This is a genomic window from Staphylococcus xylosus, assembly GCF_002732165.1.
Lineage (GTDB): Bacteria > Bacillota > Bacilli > Staphylococcales > Staphylococcaceae > Staphylococcus > Staphylococcus xylosus.
This window is the reverse complement of sequence record NZ_MRZO01000001.1, coordinates 522,326-542,584: the sequence shown is the minus strand read 5'-3', so window position 1 is coordinate 542,584 and position 20,259 is coordinate 522,326. Positions and strand designations below refer to the sequence as shown.

The following is a 20,259-nucleotide window of genomic DNA, read 5'->3' as shown; positions in this document are numbered from 1 at the left end:
ATTATAGCGAGTAAATACAACTGAGAAGTTACTTTTATTTAGGGCTTTCCCTAATATATGTAATTGACTTAACGATGCTAAAATATATATAGAACTCCCTAGTTCTAAAGTTGATTATCAAAAGCCATTTTAATCTGATACACTCCCTAAATATAACCACTTTAGTCATGTTAAAGTGTAAACATTTAGGGAGTGTATTTTTTGTATAACTAAAGTACTCTATTTTAAATATTATAAAGGAAATAATTTTTTAGAAGTAATTTTATAAATGTGAGTATGTATAATAGAATAAAATTAAAGGTTATTTCTTTTACATTAAACATCTATTAGGGGGCGCTTTTATATGTATATACCTAAATATTATGAAATGAAAGATTATGAAAATATAAAAGATTTTATTACAGCTAATAATTTTGCAACTATTGTAACTAATCATGGATCAACGCCTACCGCATCACATTTACCACTTAATATTAAAGAGAGGGAGGATAGTTTATATTTATCAGGTCATTTTGCAAAAGCTAATAAACAATGGCAAACAATAGACGGAAATGACAAAATACTAATTATTTTTTCAGGGGCACATGGTTATATATCTTCAACTTGGTATGAAACTGAAGATGTTCCAACGTGGGACTATCAAAGTGTTCATGCATATGGAACAGGACAATTATTAAATGAAGAACAATTGAAAAAAGAATTAAGTATGTTACTAAACCGATATGAAAGTAATCATTTAAATGGTGCAACGTGGGAGAATTTATCAGAAAAAACGAAACAACAAATAAAAGGAATAATTGGATTTAAAGTAAAAGTAGATAAATTAGAAGCTGCATATAAATTAAGCCAAAATCGAAGTCAAAACGATAAGGAAAATATAATGAAAGAACTTAAGCAAACAGGAAAGCCTTTAAATTCACTGTTAGCTGATGTAATAAAAGATCAACAGTGATAAAAAACTATTTTACGGACAAAAGGGGATATAATTTTATAAATAAAAGAATTAACTTTGGATAACAATTTCTAAAGGTTTAAATAATAATGTATTTTTGAAAAGTGAGATTGATTGGGTTGGAGAACAAAAAAGATTGAAATAACTCAGTTTTAGTTACTGTGTTATTTCAATCAAATAGCTTTATTTTACATATAAGCTATTAACCAAATATTGCGTGCGAAAATGGTATTAAATATAATATAAATAAAGTAAGACATACTGCAAAATAGATAATAAACGCACGCACTTCTTTTGTTTTAAAGAAAATAATCACCTCAATCATACTTAGTGAACTTTAATTTTAAAATAAGCTATAAGTCGCGTCAATATAGAGTTGTATTAAGGGTGAATAATTTTATTGAATTGCGTACATTTATGTTTTATTGTTTGAATGTCATTCGCCTAAATAGTATGATATAAGCAATATAAATTTAAAATTCTAAAGGGGATGGCAATATGCAAGAAGTTAAATTATCTACATTAAAGGCAACATCGTTAAAGGAATTAGAATCAAGCATTAATGCTTATTTACAAGATGATGAAGTTGCTGGTTATAAATTATTGAATTCTACAGTGCGAGAAATTGAAGAACGAACTTTTTCAGCGAATGAACAAGAATTTCATGCGATTCTAACTTTTATAAAAGAGCGTTAATATATAGACTGAGACAACAATGTCTCAGTCTTTTTATTTTATTAAAGTTTGCCATAAATAATTATTAGTCTAATTATTTACAATTCCTAAATTTGTAGTGAACGGTAATTTATCTAATAGACAACTAAATCATAGAGAAAAGATAGCTACTCTCATTCATATTATGAGAGTAGCTATCTTTAAGTTACTATATATTTATTATGTAAACAAGGTTGTAGTGAACTTAATTTATGACATTTGTCACTATGAAGTTGTGACAACACACACTCATATTATTACCCAAGTTTATATGAAAGAATATTAGATTATAATATCTGGGGATAATTGTGATCAGATAAAGATTAAAAATAATAAAATGAGAGCAGTGGAAGAAATTGCATTCTAAACTATTGTTACATAATTTTAAAATGGCTGGATATAAATTGATTTAACGTTAAAGCAACAAAAAACTGCCGCATTGAATATGCGACAGTTAAATTTATTTATTATTATTTTTAGTGACAATTGCTTGGATTACAAATACGATAAAGCCAACTAAGAGGCCTAATAATATAGCTACAACTGCTGATACCATTGGGGGTAATTGTAATTGATATTGCAATACCATACCAATAATGATAGCTACAATAACTGCGATAATTGTTATCATGTTTTCTTTAAATATACTCAACGCGTTCACTCCTATTCATTAAGTATTATAGCATGAGTTATTTAAATAGATAAATAAAACCAAATAGATTTGAATGAACTTCAATTTTCAAATAATTACAGTGTGAAAGCAAATTTTAAGATGGGTAGTTTTTATACGGAAAGATTATAATCGCGTGTTAAATAGCTCAATAATTATTTTCGTTGTTTAAAAAGTATATTTGTTATGTTGACGCACGCCACTTTTTTCTATATGATAATTTGGACAATTAAAAAGAAGTGGGTGCAACAGTGAAATCAAAAAAGAAAACGACATCTTTGATCGCAATTGTAATTGTATTGGGTGTATTAGCATTTCAATTTATTAATCATACGGGACCATTTCAAGAAAATGGTAATAGTGATACATCTTCTGGGCCTGACAATTCGGAAAAGGTTCATGTTGAACGTGTTGTAGATGGAGATACGTTAGTTGCTAAAAATAGTGACAATGAACAATTGAAGGTTAGGTTAATTGGTATGGATACACCAGAGACTGTTAAACCTAACACGCCAGTACAACCTTATGGTAAAGAAGCGTCGGATTATTCTAAAAAACATTTAACGAATAAAGATGTATATTTAGAATACGATAAAGAAAAAGAAGATCGTTATGGACGAACATTAGCATATGTATGGATCGATGATAAAACGATGTTCAATGAGGAATTGGTAAAAAAAGGATTAGCTAGAGAAAAATATTTTTCTCCCAATGGAAAGTATAGAGAAGTATTTAAACAAGCTGAAACACAAGCTAAAAATGATAAAGTGAATCTTTGGAGCAAGTAAACTTGTTCTAAGTAGCTAACATACCTTTATATTATTTAGTAGAACGATAAAGTATAAAAAAGACCTGCCTGTCGACAAAGTCTCTGACTTTGTTGGCAGTTTTTTGCACGCTTTCCGCGGACACTGCCTTTGGCTGTAGTCTTCGGCTAGTAATCATCCTGCAGGATTAGGCACAAATTACTGCCAAATATTACACTGGGAAGATTAAATATAACTTAAGCAGTGATGGTGTTGATTAAGTTAAATAAATTAATTGATAAAAGAGGTAACTTTACTCTGAAAGATCACGGTTATTTTGAAAAAACTATATAAATATAAGAAAACAGACCTTAGGAGAACTATCACTTAAGGTCTGTTTTTTTAATTAGTTAAACCGTGCAATTAGTTTATCATATTGTTCTTTGGTTAATACATCATTTTTTGAATTTAATGTTTCTTTTATAATTTCTTGTAAAGAAGATTTTGAAGAAACTGTTTCCACATAATTATTTCTAACTGTTGGACCATCGATTAAATTCACACTACCGTCTGTGAAGTAAACGAGACCAACATTTGGAATTTGTTGATTTAAACGCTCTTGAATTTTGGCTTCTAATGCTTGAGTGTTTTTAGAAGCTTGTTCATAAGGGTCATAATTGTAAAAGTCATAAATGACAGAATTATTTTTAATACGTTCTATAAATGTATAAGTTGTAGAACGAGATGATTGGTATTGGCCATGAAATTGATTGGCAATATATCTTCCAACAATTTGATGTACTGAATTCTCATTATCAATTTCAGTTTGCTCTGCTGAATCAGGCGTGAAGTGATAAAAAGTTTTTTGCTTCCAATTTTTGACATTAATATTAAAAATTCCTTTTTCGGTAAAAACAATATAGTCAAAAGCTCTTGCGTATTCAAATAGAGGATGCTTAACAGCTAAATTACCAGTAGCAATAATGTCGAAGTACGCTATTACGCCTTGTTCTTTTTGTTCATTTAAAATGACTGATAAATCTTGTTTAGCTTTTCTGAGACCATGGTGATGTGTGTCATTATTTGAATCTATGTCTAACATTTTATTTTTCAAATTTGTATTTTCACGTGTAACTGTACTTATTTTAGTTACTAATTGATCCTTAGCATAAGTTTCAGTTTCAAGCTTATTTTGCATAACACGATGATCTATAAATACTATAATAATAAGTAATACTATTATTACTAGTAATATAAGTGGTAAAAACATGAATATCATCCTAATCTTATTAAATTTTTTAACATAGTTCATTTTACGCTTTTATCTAATTTTGTACAAATGCTATTAACCAATTCGTTAAACTTAATATGATCATATCCATGGTAATATATTATAACTAACCTGTACATAAATTATATTTGTAAATTAATTCCTTTCGTATCTTTTGGGCACTTAAGTGGTATTTTTTAAATAGATAACGGTTTAACTTACTTAGATTAATAGCTATAATAAATTATATGTAATATAAATAAGGAAGATGGTGAAAAGTGATTTGAGTACGATAAAAGAATATCTCGAGCACATTACTCGAACAATTAAACATGAGGATATTATAGCTTTTGATAATCATCCTTTTGCATATAAAATTTTAGACGAACTTTCTAATTATGATATTAAAATATCTGTGATTAGTTACTCTACAGATATTATTAAATACGTATCTAGGTATACAAATTTTAATATTATTGTACCTAATGGTGTGGTTGATAGTGCTTTTCATATCATTGTAGGTTCAGATGTAGTGCAAACATTTTCAAAATATCGTATTCGATATTACTTTATCACTGTACCATATATACAAGATAATGATTTATACCAGACAATACCTGCTATTGCCGATATTCAAAAAATGCTTAACACCAATGCTAATGATATTTTTCTGTTAAACAGACCAGATCTTTTAGATAATCATTCATCTCATGATTACACCTTGGTAGGTAGTTTTTAAAAATAATTTGTGTTTTATTTCACGATTTTGTATTTAATACATTGAAATATTTAAGTACAAACTATATAATATTAATTATTGGAAACGCTTACTTTTGTCAGGGGGTGCACATTTGGAAAATGAAAAAAATAAATCGATAAAGAGAATTGTCGAAATTTTAAATACTAATGTACCAAATTTAATTAAATATAATGGTGAAATAGCAAAACAATTGTTTTTACATGATGCATTTAATTTAGATAATAAAGTTGATATTAGTGTTGAGAGAAAGTTTTTGGGGGAAGTTTTAAAATATATTCCGAATGAATACCAAACATTATTGCACGACACTACACATAGCACTTCTGATTATACAACAGTAGATTTTTCAAAGATTACTCACGCTAATATATATGATGGTGATACATTGGTTATGACCGTGATTGTATACGATGTAAAAGATGAAGAATGGATGTTTAGGTGGAATCATAACATAAGGTTGCCAGAGAAAAATATTTATTTTCATTCTATCAAATGGGATGTAGATTATATTAAACCAGAAATCGTGTTGATGTATGAATTATTAGATCCAATAGACTATCATCAACTACCAAATTATAGAAATGTAATAGATTCATTAAGTTATTATCAATTCGTAATATTGAGGTTAGTCGTTGGAGATGAACGTATTAACCAAGCGCTTATTTCAGAGAAAAAAGCAATATAAAATCCTTCAAATTATTGTCAGTCTTAACAAGAGGACAAAAATTAATTTGAAGGATTTTTTGATTGTTAAATAATGTGTGATACTAAACTTTTAAGCATTTACCGTTGTAACAATATTCATAAGTTGATTTCACAGCTTTATCTGCATCTGCTACATCAATACCGAACATAATTGAAATCTCAGAAGCACCTTGGTTCATCATTTTTAAATTTATTTTTGATTCTGCTAAGGCATGTGTAATGGTGTTAGCCGTGCCAACGATTCTGTGCATACCTTCGCCAACAATCATTAGGATAGCTAAATCATGTTCTACGCTTAACTCATCGACGTCACATTTATCGCGAATGTCATTAAGCACTTGTTCCTCTCTATTATGAATTTCTTTTGAACGCATAATGATACTGATGCTATCAATACCTGAAGGCATGTGGTCGAAAGAAATATTATAATCTTCTAACACGCCTAAGATTTTACGTGTGAATCCTACTTGTCTATTCATCAAATATTTTTTGATATTTAATACAGTAAAGCCTTTGTCACAACTAATACCACTCACGATATTACTAGAATTAATTTCTCTATCATGACGAATAAATGTTCCAGTATCATTTGGTCGATTTGTGTTTTTTATAACGACAGGAATTCTATCTTTATGCAGGGGCTGTAAAGCTTCATCATGAAAGACGCCGAAGCCCGCATAAGACAATTCCCTCATTTCTCTATAAGTAATTTCATCTATGACTTCAGGATTCTTAACAATTGTTGGATTTGCTCTAAAAATGCCTGAAACATCAGTAAAGTTTTCGTATAAGTCTGCTCTGACACCTCTTGCAACAATAGCACCAGTGATGTCAGACCCACCACGAGGAAATGTTACGATATAATTTTGTCTTGAAACACCAAAGAAACCAGGGACGATTAATTTTTCGTCATATGTTCTTAAGTTATATAGTGCTTCATATGATTGATCTAAAATTTGTGCATTTTGGGGCAAATCGGTAACTTGAATGCCCGCTTCGCCAGGAGATATATAACGAGTTGGTATGCCCTGGCTATTATTATATTCTGCAATTAATTGTGCATTAAAATTTTCACCACATGAAAGTAAAGCATCTAATAAACGTGAAGGTTTATCTTTTAATGTAGTAATAAAATTTTCTAACGTTTGATCAATAGTAGTTAATAGGTTATCACTCATATCTAACTCATAAATGATATCAGCGTAACGCTGAATAATTTCTTCTTTTTTAGAAATATAATCTAAATCATCAATGACTTTCTCATACAGACGAATAAGTAAATCTGTTGTTTTAACATCTTCTTTATGTCGCTTACCTGGTGCGGACACGATGATGATTCTCCGGTCCTCATCGGAATTAACGATATTTAATACTTTTTTGATTTGATCTGCAGTAGATACAGAACTTCCTCCAAACTTGGCAACTTTCATGGGACATACAACCTTTCTAAAAAATCAGAAAATTTTGTTTAGTTTTTATCACGAGAGTGATAGGATATATATAGAATCTAAATTTTCACCTTTACAAAAATAATGAATGAATTTATACTATACCATATTCAAGTATTTTTCAACTGTACAACTGTATTTTTTAGAAGAACAATCGGAGGAATGAAATTATGAAGGAATTAAATGTAGCCTTATTAGGTTTAGGAACTGTAGGTTCTGGTGTAGTAAAAATTATTGAAGAAAATAGAGAACAAATACAAGAAACAATGAATAAAAATATTAATATTCGACACATATTGGTTCGAGATAAATCAAGACAACGTCCAATCAATGTGTCGAATTATAATTTAACTGAAGATATTGATGAAATTTTAAACGATGATTCAATTGATATTATAGTAGAAGTTATGGGTGGTATTGAGCCAACGGTGGATTGGTTGAAGCGCGCATTAAGTCAGAAGAAACATGTTGTGACTGCAAATAAAGATTTATTAGCAGTACATCTAAATGTATTAGAAGATTTAGCTCAAGAAAATGATGTAGCATTGAAATATGAAGCTAGTGTCGCAGGTGGTATTCCAATTGTAAACGCAATTAACAATGGATTAAATGCTAATAACATTAGTAAGTTTATGGGTATTTTAAATGGCACATCTAATTTTATTCTAAGTAAAATGACAAAAGAGCAAACGTCATTCGAAGATGCATTAGACGAAGCTAAAAGATTGGGCTTTGCAGAAGCGGATCCAACTGATGATGTTGAAGGTATCGATGCTGCTAGAAAAGTTGTCATTACTTCTTACTTATCATTTAATAGAGTGATTAATTTAGACGATGTGGTAAGACATGGTATTAGTGATGTTGAGCCTTCAGACATTAAAGTTGCCGATGATCTTGGTTATAAGATTAAGTTAATTGGTAAAGGGACATATGAACATGGTCAAGTACAAGCTTCTGTCTCACCTACACTTATAAACAAATCCCATCAATTAGCCGCTGTTGAAGATGAGTTTAATGCAATTTATGTCATCGGTGATGCAGTGGGTGAAACAATGTTTTACGGGAAAGGTGCTGGTAGTCTAGCTACTGGAAGCGCAGTTGTAAGTGACTTGCTAAATGTAACATTAAATTTTGATACGAATTTACACACATTACCGCCACATTTTGAATTAAAAACTGAAAAGACGAAAGCGATTATGGACGATGGAGATACGGTATCAATTAAGGAAAAAGAAAGTTACTACGTTGTCGTGCAAACAGACGGTGAAGATATAAGTAAAGTTGAAACCTTACTTAAGGGTGTATTACCTTTCCACAAATCATTAGCAGTAACTGAACGTGACGCTCATACAGTAGGTGTTGCAGTAATCGGAATCGATGAAAATCCAGAAGCATCAATTAAAGAGTCAGGTTATATCGTTAAGAAAATTTATCCAGTAGAAGGGGTTTAATTAATATGAAGAATTGGAAAGGTTTAGTAGAAGAATTTAAAAATTATTTACCAGTAACTGAAAAAACACCATCATTATCATTAAATGAGGGCCACACACCATTAATTTATTGTGAAAACATGTCTAAAATGCTAGGTATTGAACTACATGTAAAATATGAAGGTGCCAATCCGACAGGTTCATTTAAAGATAGAGGTATGGTTATGGCAATGGCTAAAGCGAAAGAAGAAGGCAAGAAAATTGTAATTTGTGCTTCTACCGGAAATACTTCAGCTTCGGCAGCTGCATATGCAGCACGTGCTGGATTAAAAGCTATTGTAGTTATTCCAGAAGGTAAAATCGCTTTAGGTAAATTGTCACAAGCTGTGATGTACGGAGCAGAAATTGTATCAATAGAAGGTAATTTTGACGAAGCTTTAGAAATTGTTCAAGAAATTGCTAAAAATGGAGAAATTGCTCTAGTAAATTCAGTAAACCCTTATCGTATTGAAGGGCAAAAAACAGCTGCTTTCGAGGTCATCCAACAATTAGACGGTGTGGCACCTGATATTTTATCAATACCAGTAGGTAATGCTGGAAACATTTCTGCATATTGGAAAGGTTTCAAAGATTACCATGAAGCAAATGATACGCAATTACCACAAATGTTTGGTTTTCAAGCGGAAGGTGCTTCGCCAATCGTTCAAAATAAAGTAGTAAAAGACCCAGACACGGTTGCCACAGCAATTAGAATTGGAAATCCTGCAAGTTGGGATAAAGCAACTGCTGCACTTGAAGAATCTAATGGACAAATAGATAGCGTTACTGACGAAGAAATTTTAGAGGCATATCAATTGATGGCGCGTAACGAAGGTGTATTCAGTGAGCCAGCTAGTAATGCTTCAATTGCAGGACTTATCAAGTTACATCGAGCAGGCAAATTACCTCAAGGTAAAAAAGTGGTTTCTGTATTAACTGGTAATGGTTTGAAAGATCCAGATACTGCAATTTCCTTGTTGGATAATCCAATTAAACCATTGCCAAATGATAGAGAAAGTATTTTAGATTATATCAAAGGGGCAATTTAGCATGAGCGAAAGGTTACATTTGAAAATACCAGCATCTACTGCAAATTTAGGTGTTGGATTTGATTCAATTGGTATGGCATTAAATAAATTTTTATATTTAGATGTGAAAATAAGTAATGATGATCATTGGTCGTTTAACCATATCGGTCCTAATGTGGAAGGTTTACCAACAGATAATAGTCATTACATTTACCAAATCGCACAAAAGGTTGCGCACAAGTATAATGTGGTTTTACCTACGTTAGAAATTGAAATGAGAAGTGAAATTCCTTTGGCTAGAGGATTAGGATCTTCGGCATCTGCTTTAGTAGGTGCCTTATACATAGCAAATTATTTTGGTGATATTGAGTTATCAAAATATGAATTATTGCAACTCGCTACCGAATTTGAAGGTCATCCTGATAATGTCGCACCGACGATATACGGTGGATTAGTGTTAGGTTATTATAATCCGGAAACTAAGGTAACTGATGTTTCTTATATTGATACACCTAAATTAGATATCATTATTACAGTGCCATCTTATGAATTAAGAACGGTTGATTCAAGAAATGCTTTACCTGATACCTTTTCACATAAAAAAGCTGTTCAAAATAGCGCGATTAGTAATACGATGATTAGTGCACTTATTCAACATAATTACGTATTAGCTGGAAAAATGATGGAACAAGATGGGTTTCATGAACCATATAGACAAGATTTAATTCCTGAATTCCAGACAATTAAAGGACTAGCAAAACAATATTTAGCATATGCTACGGTGATAAGTGGTGCAGGTCCAACTGTACTTACTATGATAGCTCCTGAACGTAGTGGTGAATTAGTTAGAGAGTTGAAAAGAACATTTGAAAATTGTCGTTCAGAGTTGGTGACGATTAATGAGACTGGTGTTGAACTCAAAGTGTTGTACCAACGTCAATAATTTGTTGTAATATATAGTGAAGACGTTGAAGGGAGACAAGCAACATGAGTGAATATAAAATGATAGTAATGGATATGGATGACACGTTGATGAACCATGACAATCAAATGAGTCCTGAAACAGAAAGTTATTTAATTGATATACAAAATAAAGGATACAAAGTTGTATTAGCATCAGGACGTCCTACAGAAGGTATGTTACCTACTGCTAAAACTTTACAATTGGATAAATTTCAAAGTTATGTAATTAGCTATAATGGTGGAAAAACCGTAAATGTTAATACGGAAACGGTGGAAGTAAGCCGTACTGTTTCTAAAGAAAATTTTGATTTTATAGTCGATTATTGTAGAAAAAATGGATTATTTGTATTAACTTATCAAGATGGGTTTATTGTTTACGAAGGTGAACATGAATATATGAATATTGAGTCTGAATTAACTGGGCTTCCTATGAAGCGTGTAGATGACTTGAAGGATTTCATTCAAGAAGATGTACCTAAAGTGATGGGCGTTGATTATGTACCAACTATTACAGGTCTCAATAAAGATTTGGCCGGCCATTTTAATGAAGAAATTGATGTTACTACAAGTAAACCTTATTTCTTAGAATTTATGGCTAATGGTGTATCCAAAGGAAATGCCGTCACTGAATTATGTAAAAAAGTGCAAGTTAATCTATCAGAAGTAATTGCTTTTGGTGACAGCGCCAATGATATCTCCATGTTAAAGGTTGTTGGACATGCTGTAGCAATGGGAAATGCTAATGATGATGTGAAAAAAGTTGCTGATGAGGTAACTTTAAGTAACAGTGATAATGGTATTCCACATGCTTTAAGAAACTTATTAAAATAAAAATAAAGCCCGAGACACACTTAATTATGTGTTTCGGGCTTTATTTTTTATTGATAATGGTTGCTTGTAAATATTCTAAAAATAGTTTGTACATGATCACTGAAATCAATTCAATAAATATAGGATTTTAGCGAGGCAGTCCCTGTTTGATAAGTTTAAATCAATGTGTTTATCACTTTATAAAAGATTGCAATAGTTAGATGCCTAATACACTAAGTATTCAATATATGCTATAGATTACTTAGCAGTATGTGTCCATTCGTTTTTGCCACGATGTCGCTTGACGTGTGCATATACATGATCTGCCGTATAGTCTAAGTTAGTATAAACAGTTATTGCGAATGCAGATTGGTTTTCCTCAAAGTCTTCTTGTAAAAATAAGTCTTTCAAATGTTCAAAAAGACTTTCCATTTGTGAATGGTCTAAACTACTATACTCTCTTAATGTACGTTTGATTAAGCGCTGATGCTTATCTTCAAGTGATTGCACAACTATAACGAAGCGTTCTTCAGTTTCTAAAATATCGTCAAATAAATTCGTTTGCCCAATCATATTCTTCACCTCTAAGTTACGTCATTGTTATTAATTATTATACTATATTTCTATATAACTGAAAATAACTGAGGCTTATGTATTTAGAAAGAGTTAATAAAATTGTTCGGGTGTTATATTGATAAATCTATGTAATTTAAATAAAGTACTATATAACAAAAAAGGGATACGAAATCAATGTTTGAAATTGCTTTCGTATCCCCATTTTTCATAACTTTGAGATATCATTTTCAGTTGTTAATGTTCTCTCCATATTAAAGGGTGTTTATACATCTTTAATTATGAAATATAACTAGTCTAAATCGTGACGTTTTAAGTCAATTTCTTCAAGTTTTACAATTTTAGTTTTTCTAATAAATTTATGTACTAAGTATATTAGAACTAAAATGACAATAGGTGTTATATTTCTAAATAATGCACCAATATCTCCTGATAATACTGCTCCGAACGAATTTCCTCCAAACAAGAACAGTAAAGCGATGATTACAATAATCGGCCCTAAAGGATAAAATGGTGCTTTATATGGTAGTACATCTTTAGGGTCTTTGTTTTGCTTTTTAATTGCCAAGCGAAGTCTGATTTGAGCTAGAATACTAGCTGCCCAAATAACAATAACTAAAGAACCGATGATATTGAGTAATGTAAACACAATATCAGATTTGAATTGAGCCAATATAATTACTGCTAATACAATAATGAAAGTTGTAAATAGAGCAACTATAGGTAATTTTGTTGTTTTATTTAATTTTGCTAAAAATCTAGGTGCTTGTTTGTCTTCAGCCATTGAGTACAACATTCTACTAGTGGTATAAATACCTGAGTTAGCTGCTGATAACAACGAAGTTAAGATAACTGCATTAATTACAGATGCTGCAAAAGCAATTCCTACACGGTCAAAGACAATTGTAAAGGGACTTTGAGATACTGATTCGCTTTCGTTTAGTAACAAAGGATCAGTATAAGGTATGATTGCAGATATAACAGCAATAGATAATACATAGAATAATAATATTCTCCAAAACACTTGTTTTATCGCTTTTGGCATTGAACGATCAGGATTAGATGATTCACCCGCAGTGACTGCAACTACCTCTGTACCACCAACTGAGAAACCTGCAACGAGTAACACGCCTAAGAAACCTGAAAAACCACCAACGAATGGTGCTTCGCCCATAGTATAATTTGACAGTCCATATGTTTTACCACCTAAAATACCAACGATAGTTAGAACACCGACAGCGATAAAGATGATAATTGTGATTACTTTAATTAATGATAACCAAAATTCAGTTTCACCAAATGCTTTAACTGAAAATATATTTAATAAGAAAAGTAAACATAAAAAGATAATACTCCAAGTTACTGGACTGAAAAATTGAAACGTATCCCAATAATTAAGTACACTTGCAGAAATAATGATATCCACGCTAGTAACTAGTAACCATATTGCCCAATAGAGCCATCCCATCGTAAACCCTAAGGACTTATCTACAAATCGAGTAGAATAAGAACTGAAAGATCCTGAAACAGGATAAAATGTTGCTAGTTCCCCAATGGAAGACATTAAGAAATACAACATTACCCCAATAATTAAATAAGCTAATATTGCACCACCAGGACCAGCTTGAGAAATTACATTACCTGTAGCAACAAAAAGTCCGGTTCCAATGGCACCGCCAATTGCTATCATTGAAATATGTCGAGAATTTAAACCACGATTCATATTATTTTGTGCCATAATAAGTCTCCTAATAGTTAATTAAAATATATACACTCCATTTTAATGCTTTTGATAGACACAAGCAATGCTTTTTCTCAGCTAAAAGTCAAGAAATGTTTAAATATTGCGAAAATAGTCTAATTAATTAATGTTGGATATGTTGCTTTTAAAACTACTTTACATTAAAATAAGTACTAGGTAATAATAATTATTATTTAGGTAGAGAATGAGGGGGAAATGTGATGAGCAACAATAAAAAATTAACTAGCCTATTTGGTGCACCAGTTTCTGATAGAGAAAATAGTATGACTGCAGGACCAAGGGGCCCACTAGTAATGCAAGATTGGTATTTTTTAGAACAAATGGCTCACTTTGACAGAGAAGTGATTCCGGAACGACGTATGCATGCAAAAGGATCAGGAGCATTTGGTACTTTTACAGTTACAAATGATATCACGCAATATACTTCAGCGAGTATTTTCTCTGAAGTTGGTAAACAGACTGAAATGTTTGCGCGTTTTTCAACAGTAGCAGGTGAACGTGGTGCAGCAGATGCAGAGCGTGATATTCGTGGATTCGCATTAAAGTTCTATACAGATGAAGGGAACTGGGATTTAGTTGGTAATAACACGCCTGTATTCTTCTTTAGAGATCCTAAATTATTTGCGAGTTTAAATCACGCGGTCAAACGTGATCCAAGAACAAATATGCGTAGTGCGCAAAATAATTGGGATTTTTGGACGTCACTACCAGAAGCTTTACATCAGGTTACAATCTTGATGTCTGATCGTGGTATTCCAAAAGGTTATAGAAATATGCATGGTTTTGGTTCTCATACTTACTCAATGTATAACGACAAAGGTGAACGTGTTTGGGTGAAATTCCATCATAGAACACAACAAGGTATTGAAAATCTTCAACCTGACGAAGCAGCGAAAATTATTGCTGATGATAGAGAATCGTCACAACGTGATTTATTTGAAGCAATTGAAAATAAAGATTATCCAAAATGGAAGACGTACATCCAAGTCATGACGGAAGAACAAGCAAGAAACCATAAAGATAATCCGTTTGATTTAACAAAAGTTTGGTACAAAGGTGATTATCCATTAATAGAAGTAGGGGAATGGGAACTTAACAGAAACCCAGATAACTATTTCCAAGATGTGGAACAAGCTGCTTTTGCACCTACAAATATTGTGCCTGGCATAGATTTCTCACCAGATAAAATGTTGCAAGGTCGCTTATTCTCATATGGAGATGCGCAACGTTATAGATTAGGTGTGAATCATTGGCAAATACCAGTAAATCAACCAAAAGGTGTAGGTGTTGAAAACATTTGCCCATTTAGTAGAGATGGCCAAATGAGAATCTTGGATAATAATCAAGGTGGCGGCACGCATTATTATCCAAATAGTGATGGTTCATTTGAAGATCAACCTGAATTCAAAAAGCCTGGCTTAAAAGTTGAAGGCGAAGCTTATGAATATGACTTCAGACAAGATGACGACAACTACTTTGAACAACCAGGACGTTTATTTAGATTACAATCTAAAGAACAACAAGAGCGCATTTTTGAAAATACTGCTAATGAGATGCAAGGTACTACATTAGAAGTACAACACCGTCACATTCGCCACTGTTACAAAGCTGATAGTGAATATGGTAAAGGCGTAGCGAGAGCTTTAGGTGTTGATATTAATGATGTTGATTTAGAAATCAAAGATTAATAATGTCAAAAAACAGCGAGGGAATGAATGCTTTATAAATTAAGTGTTCCAACCCTTTTGAAAATAGTGATAGTTTAGTAGTATTTTCTTACAAGTAAAAAGAGACCCTTTATGGGTCTCTTTTTCGTATAAATTAGAGTGGTTATTTAGAGATTAAGATGAATAAAAAAATGCCAACTACAATGATAAAAATGTAGTTGGCAATCACAAGTCATTATAAATTTAATAAAGATAACTCTAGTGCTATAAGCTAAATATCATTACAACATACCGTTGCATTTAAATTGTCGTATTTAAAAAGATAATTTTAGCGGAGAAATTATTTTGTTTCACGATGTAACGTATATTTGTTTAATCTAGGACAGAATTTTTTTAATTCGATTCTCTCAGGATTATTACGTTTGTTTTTTGTAGAAATATAGTTACGATCGCCACATTCTGTACATGCTAATGTAATATTTACGCGCAAAATTAACACCTCTTTCTTAACAGTAATGATTACGTTTTAAAATTTTAGCATATAAAGAAAATAATTTCAAATACTTTTAAGTTGAAAAATGAAGTGAGTATGTTATTATTTAAATCGTAACTATTACGATTTAAAAGGAGAGGCAGAACAATGGCAAAGAAATCAAAAATAGCTAAAGAACAAAAAAGAGAACAATTAGTTGAAGCATATTATGAGTTACGTAAAGAATTAAAAGCTAAAGGTGATTATGAGGCTTTAAGAAAATTACCGAGAGATTCATCACCTACTAGATTAACACGTCGTTGCAAAGTTACAGGTAGACCAAGAGGTGTGTATCGCAAATTTGGGATGTCACGAATTGCATTACGTGAACATGCACATAAAGGGCAAATACCAGGTGTTAAAAAAGCAAGTTGGTAATTTACGACCTAAGTCCATTTACATTTAGTTTAAAACAATGTATATTATCTATTGGTGAAGATAAATAAAAAGTTATTGTTCGGGAATTATAGTAAATGTAACTATTATTCTCCATATAATTATTGAATACATCATTAAAATCTTACCATTAAGTAAATGTTTTATTAAAAATGTTAGGGGTTTATTAACAATGAAAATTTTTGATTATGAAGATATCCAACTTATACCGAATAAATGTATTGTAAATAGTCGTTCTGAATGTGATACGACTGTTCAATTTGGACCGAAAAATTTTAAATTACCAGTCGTTCCAGCCAATATGCAAACAGTTATGAATGAAGAATTAGCTGAATGGTTCGCTGAAAATGATTATTTCTATATAATGCACAGATTTGATGAAGCGGCACGTATCCCATTTACTAAGAAAATGCATGAAAAAGGGTTAATTGCGTCAATTTCTGTAGGCGTTAAAGAAAGCGAATTTGATTTTGTAGAGCAATTAGCTACTGAAAAAGCAATCCCGGATTATATTACAATTGATATCGCTCATGGCCATTCAGATTCTGTAATCAATATGATTAAACACATTAAACAACACATTCCTGAAGTATTTTTAATTGCGGGTAATGTCGGTACTCCCGAAGGTGTACGTGAATTAGAAAATGCTGGCGCAGACGCTACTAAAGTGGGTATTGGACCTGGAAGAGTTTGTATTACTAAGATTAAAACAGGATTTGGTACAGGCGGTTGGCAACTATCAGCATTGAATAACTGTAGTAAAGCGGCAAGAAAACCAATTATTGCTGATGGTGGTATTAGAACACACGGTGATATTGCTAAATCTATACGCTTTGGTGCATCTATGGTAATGATTGGGTCATTATTTGCTGCACATGAAGAATCTCCTGGTGAAACAGTAGAATTAGACGGTAAATTATATAAAGAATACTTCGGTAGCGCCTCTGAATTCCAAAAAGGTGAGCATAAAAATGTAGAAGGTAAGAAAATGTTTGTTGAGCACAAAGGTTCATTATCTAATACATTGATTGAAATGCAACAAGACTTACAAAGTTCAATTTCATATGCAGGTGGTACTGACCTTAATTCTTTAAGAAAAGTGGATTATGTAATTGTAAGAAATTCAATTTTCAACGGTGATAGAGACTAATATATTAGTAGGTGTAAAAAATTAGAAAATTATTCTTGTATGTACTTACTTTCTTAGTAATTATTCTTGTCTTACCAATCAAAGAAACACAATCGATGTATACAGTACAACAGCAATTGAAAAGCAAAGTTGCTGATTGGACTTCATCAAAGTCAATTAACGAAGATGCATTAAAAGTACCCAGTAAACAAGAATTTGCGGTTAATAATATTCAAATGAATATGACTAAAGGCGCTGTAGAAGAAAAGCTAGGGAGTCCGCAACGTGTCACATCAAATGAATATGGTACAAATTGGCACACGTATTATTCGGATCATTATAGAGCGTTTGTAATGGTTAGTTATATAGATGATAAAGTAAATGCGCTATATAGTAACCAAAACGTTATATCATCTAAATCAAAAATTAAATATGGCACACCTAAAGAGAAGGTGAGAGAACGTTTAGGTAAACCTATTACTGACAAGCAAAAAGGACATGTGAAATTTGATGTTCAAGATGATGAATTTGATAATTTTCATAAAGACAAAATATATACAACAGCTTTTTATGATAAACATGAGAGCAATAACTTAACAGCAATCTTACAAGTTAGTGAAAAAATGGAAAACCGATTACAACAACAATATGGCGCACCATCTGAGGGATTAGCTCAAAGCTTTGAATTACAAAACTTTGATTTAGTTAATTCAGAACGAGTACAGCATAAGTTAGAGCCACTTAAATATTCTAATAGTATTTCTGATACAGCTAGAAAACACAGTGAAGATATGGCTGAACATAATTATTTTGATCATAATAATTTATCAGGCGATACTCCATTTGATCGTATGGAAGCCGATGGACATGATTTTAATGCAGCAGGTGAAAACTTAGCATATGGTCAAACAAGTAGTATTTACGCTCATCAAGGCTTAATGAATTCATTAGGACATAGAAAGAATATCCTTAAGGAAGAATTTAACACCCTTGGTGTAGGTGTTGACTTTAATAAAGATCGTCAGCCTTATTGGACAGAAAATTATACTGGTTAATGTTTAAGTTTTGTTGTGTAAGGGTATCTGTTATCATGTGAGGATGAAAAGTTATGACAACAAACAAAAAAGACAAAACAGAAGATATACTTGAAAAAGTAAAAGACGTTTTAGAGAAAAACGATAAAAAAAGAGAGGGTGCGCGATGAGCGCATCCTCTTTTTTTTTTGAGAGTGTTAGCATTGGTCGAAATATCAATTACATTTCTCTAAATAATCCCACGACTTTTCCTAGTACGGTTACATTATCAAGGTAAATCGGAGCCATTGCACTATTTTCCGGTTGTAAGCGATAACGACTTTTTTCTTTATAGAAACGCTTAACAGTCGCTTCATTCTCTTCTGTCATTGCAACGATAATATCGCCATTCTCTGCAATCGTTTGGCTTCTTACGATAACTTTATCTCCATCCAGAATACCGGCTTCAATCATACTGTCACCAACAACATTTAAGATGAATATATCGCTATTATGGGTTGAAGTGAAATGTTCCGGTAATGGGAAGTATTCTTCAACATTTTCAACTGCAGAAATAGGTACGCCCGCAGTTACTTTCCCTATAACAGGAACGTGTATTGTTTCTTCCATATTAACTGATTCACCTAATTGTTCTGACACAATCTCTATGGCACGAGGCTTAGTCGGGTCCCTTCTAATGTAACCTTTTTCCTCTAATCTAGATAGGTGGCCATGAACTGTAGAACTAGATGCTAATCCGACAGCTTCTCCAATTTCTCTAACGCTCGGTGGATATCCTTTGGATTGAACGGTTTGCTTGATATATTCAAAAATTTCATTTTGTCGTTTAGTTAACTCTCTCATAATAGGCACTCCCTAATTTAATTTAGCTTAATTATAGCATGCTCATAACGTTTTTACAAACGTTTGTTCGTTTGGTCGTTGACATAGAACAGATGTTCTGATAAGGTTTGTATACAAACAAACGTTCTAGGAGTGGTTATGAATGATAAAGAACTATAAATCGCAAATGAAGACTTATTTTATAGTATTAATAGTGACGATGATACTTTGCGCCTTATTTATATTAAGTGCACACAATAGTGCTAATTCAGAACAGACGTACGAAATGACTGACCATCAAATAACAAGTGAATCAGTAATTAGCGAACAAGATAATAGCGAAACTAAAATACAAGGCGAACAAAGTTCACAACAAGTGATGGCAGCTGTTCACTAATAACTGATAGTGGCATGAATTTTTTATTATATAGAACTGTTAATAATAGTATTTTTTGTGAGCGAAACCATTTAGTTTCGTTCACTTTTTTGTTATATTTTTCTATATAAATAATTTCGGAGGTTTATTATGGCTGAAAAAGACGGTGTAGATTTACAACGCATAAATGAATTAGCAAAAAAGAAAAAAGAAAAAGGCTTGACTGAAAAAGAAGCTAAAGAACAATCTAAATTGAGAAAAGCTTACTTAGATTCATTTAGAGAAAAATTTAAGCAACAAATTGAAAATACAAGAGTCATAGATCCTGAAGGAAATGATGTAACACCTGATAAAGTGAAAAATATATTAGATTCTAAAAATAAAGAAGATAAAAACTAAATCATTTTTTTGTTAAATAGATACCAAATAAGGT

22 protein-coding genes are annotated in these 20,259 nt (G+C 31.7%); 15 read left to right on the top strand and 7 right to left on the bottom strand.

The window, feature by feature from the left end; translation table 11 throughout:
* Window positions 1–343: 343 nt before the first annotated feature.
* Entirely contained in the window at window positions 344–952 is a 609-nt protein-coding gene (locus tag BTM19_RS02670) for an FMN-binding negative transcriptional regulator (RefSeq protein ID WP_029377413.1), read from the top strand.
* Window positions 953–1,450: 498 nt separating this feature from the next.
* Window positions 1,451–1,648, top strand: coding sequence for a hypothetical protein (locus tag BTM19_RS02665; RefSeq protein WP_029377412.1), 198 nt, complete (start codon window positions 1,451–1,453; stop codon window positions 1,646–1,648).
* Between the two features lie 478 nt (window positions 1,649–2,126).
* Here the strand turns inward: BTM19_RS02665 and BTM19_RS02660 are convergent, their stop codons facing one another.
* Window positions 2,127–2,318 carry a hypothetical protein gene (locus BTM19_RS02660; protein ID WP_029377411.1) on the bottom strand — a complete coding sequence of 64 codons (192 nt, stop codon included), beginning with the start codon at window positions 2,316–2,318 and terminating at the stop codon, window positions 2,127–2,129.
* 269 nt (window positions 2,319–2,587) lie between these two features.
* Here BTM19_RS02660 and nucI point away from each other — a divergent pair, with 269 nt between their 5' ends.
* Window positions 2,588–3,124, top strand: a complete 537-nt coding sequence (gene nucI / locus BTM19_RS02655; protein ID WP_029377410.1) for a thermonuclease NucI — start codon at window positions 2,588–2,590, stop codon at window positions 3,122–3,124.
* A 364-nt stretch (window positions 3,125–3,488) separates the two neighbouring features.
* On the opposite strand, the gene BTM19_RS02650 is transcribed toward nucI, so the two are convergent.
* A complete protein-coding gene (locus BTM19_RS02650) occupies window positions 3,489–4,352 on the bottom strand; it encodes a hypothetical protein (RefSeq protein ID WP_029377409.1) in 864 nt (287 codons plus the stop codon).
* Window positions 4,353–4,620: 268 nt separating this feature from the next.
* Between BTM19_RS02650 and BTM19_RS02645 the strand changes: the two genes are divergently transcribed.
* Both BTM19_RS02645 and BTM19_RS02640 read left to right on the top strand, forming a co-directional pair.
* Window positions 4,621–5,091, top strand: a complete 471-nt coding sequence (locus BTM19_RS02645; protein WP_172606471.1) for a sugar phosphate isomerase family — start codon at window positions 4,621–4,623, stop codon at window positions 5,089–5,091.
* A gap of 112 nt (window positions 5,092–5,203) precedes the next feature.
* Entirely contained in the window at window positions 5,204–5,797 is a 594-nt protein-coding gene (locus tag BTM19_RS02640; protein WP_029377407.1) for a hypothetical protein, read from the top strand.
* Between the two features lie 82 nt (window positions 5,798–5,879).
* Here BTM19_RS02640 and BTM19_RS02635 read toward each other — a convergent pair whose 3' ends face one another.
* Entirely contained in the window at window positions 5,880–7,247 is a 1,368-nt protein-coding gene (locus BTM19_RS02635) for an aspartate kinase (RefSeq protein WP_038678422.1), read from the bottom strand.
* A gap of 188 nt (window positions 7,248–7,435) precedes the next feature.
* On the opposite strand from BTM19_RS02635, the gene BTM19_RS02630 reads away from it, so the two are divergent.
* The 4 genes from BTM19_RS02630 to BTM19_RS02615 are packed head-to-tail and all read left to right on the top strand — an operon-like array spanning window position 7,436 to window position 11,556.
* Window positions 7,436–8,716 (top strand): homoserine dehydrogenase, encoded by a 1,281-nt coding sequence (locus BTM19_RS02630; protein WP_029377405.1) that lies wholly within the window; start codon window positions 7,436–7,438, stop codon window positions 8,714–8,716.
* Between the two features lie 5 nt (window positions 8,717–8,721).
* Window positions 8,722–9,783 carry a threonine synthase gene (gene thrC / locus BTM19_RS02625; RefSeq protein ID WP_029377404.1) on the top strand — a complete coding sequence of 354 codons (1,062 nt, stop codon included), beginning with the start codon at window positions 8,722–8,724 and terminating at the stop codon, window positions 9,781–9,783.
* 1 nt (window position 9,784) lies between these two features.
* Window positions 9,785–10,705, top strand: a complete 921-nt coding sequence (gene thrB / locus BTM19_RS02620; RefSeq protein ID WP_029377403.1) for a homoserine kinase — start codon at window positions 9,785–9,787, stop codon at window positions 10,703–10,705.
* Window positions 10,706–10,749: 44 nt separating this feature from the next.
* Window positions 10,750–11,556 carry a Cof-type HAD-IIB family hydrolase gene (locus BTM19_RS02615; RefSeq protein ID WP_029377402.1) on the top strand — a complete coding sequence of 269 codons (807 nt, stop codon included), beginning with the start codon at window positions 10,750–10,752 and terminating at the stop codon, window positions 11,554–11,556.
* A gap of 237 nt (window positions 11,557–11,793) precedes the next feature.
* On the opposite strand, the gene BTM19_RS02610 is transcribed toward BTM19_RS02615, so the two are convergent.
* Window positions 11,794–12,108, bottom strand: coding sequence for a hypothetical protein (locus BTM19_RS02610; RefSeq protein WP_029377401.1), 315 nt, complete (start codon window positions 12,106–12,108; stop codon window positions 11,794–11,796).
* A gap of 292 nt (window positions 12,109–12,400) precedes the next feature.
* The gene (locus tag BTM19_RS02605) at window positions 12,401–13,846 is read right to left on the bottom strand and encodes an amino acid permease (RefSeq protein ID WP_029377400.1); all 1,446 of its coding nucleotides are present in this window, start codon (window positions 13,844–13,846) and stop codon (window positions 12,401–12,403) included.
* Window positions 13,847–14,070: 224 nt separating this feature from the next.
* On the opposite strand from BTM19_RS02605, the gene BTM19_RS02600 reads away from it, so the two are divergent.
* Entirely contained in the window at window positions 14,071–15,558 is a 1,488-nt protein-coding gene (locus BTM19_RS02600; protein WP_029377399.1) for a catalase, read from the top strand.
* Window positions 15,559–15,877: 319 nt separating this feature from the next.
* On the opposite strand, the gene rpmG is transcribed toward BTM19_RS02600, so the two are convergent.
* Window positions 15,878–16,027, bottom strand: a complete 150-nt coding sequence (rpmG, locus tag BTM19_RS02595) for a 50S ribosomal protein L33 (RefSeq protein WP_017724369.1) — start codon at window positions 16,025–16,027, stop codon at window positions 15,878–15,880.
* Between the two features lie 150 nt (window positions 16,028–16,177).
* Between rpmG and rpsN the strand changes: the two genes are divergently transcribed.
* The 3 genes from rpsN (at window position 16,178) to BTM19_RS02580 (ending at window position 18,649) form a co-directional block, all read left to right on the top strand.
* Complete coding sequence (gene rpsN, locus BTM19_RS02590; RefSeq protein ID WP_017724370.1) at window positions 16,178–16,447, top strand: 30S ribosomal protein S14; 270 nt, start codon at window positions 16,178–16,180, stop codon at window positions 16,445–16,447.
* 190 nt (window positions 16,448–16,637) lie between these two features.
* Window positions 16,638–17,615, top strand: coding sequence for a GMP reductase (gene guaC / locus BTM19_RS02585; protein ID WP_029377398.1), 978 nt, complete (start codon window positions 16,638–16,640; stop codon window positions 17,613–17,615).
* A 35-nt stretch (window positions 17,616–17,650) separates the two neighbouring features.
* Window positions 17,651–18,649, top strand: coding sequence for a CAP domain-containing protein (locus tag BTM19_RS02580; RefSeq protein WP_069796579.1), 999 nt, complete (start codon window positions 17,651–17,653; stop codon window positions 18,647–18,649).
* 198 nt (window positions 18,650–18,847) lie between these two features.
* Here the strand turns inward: BTM19_RS02580 and lexA are convergent, their stop codons facing one another.
* Entirely contained in the window at window positions 18,848–19,471 is a 624-nt protein-coding gene (gene lexA, locus BTM19_RS02575; protein WP_029377397.1) for a transcriptional repressor LexA, read from the bottom strand.
* A 142-nt stretch (window positions 19,472–19,613) separates the two neighbouring features.
* Here lexA and sosA point away from each other — a divergent pair, with 142 nt between their 5' ends.
* Both sosA and BTM19_RS02565 read left to right on the top strand, forming a co-directional pair.
* On the top strand, window positions 19,614–19,847 hold the full coding sequence (gene sosA, locus BTM19_RS02570) for a DNA damage-induced cell division inhibitor SosA (RefSeq protein ID WP_029377396.1): 234 nt from the start codon (window positions 19,614–19,616) through the stop codon (window positions 19,845–19,847).
* A 129-nt stretch (window positions 19,848–19,976) separates the two neighbouring features.
* Complete coding sequence (locus BTM19_RS02565; RefSeq protein ID WP_029377395.1) at window positions 19,977–20,225, top strand: DUF896 domain-containing protein; 249 nt, start codon at window positions 19,977–19,979, stop codon at window positions 20,223–20,225.
* Window positions 20,226–20,259: the final 34 nt, after the last annotated feature.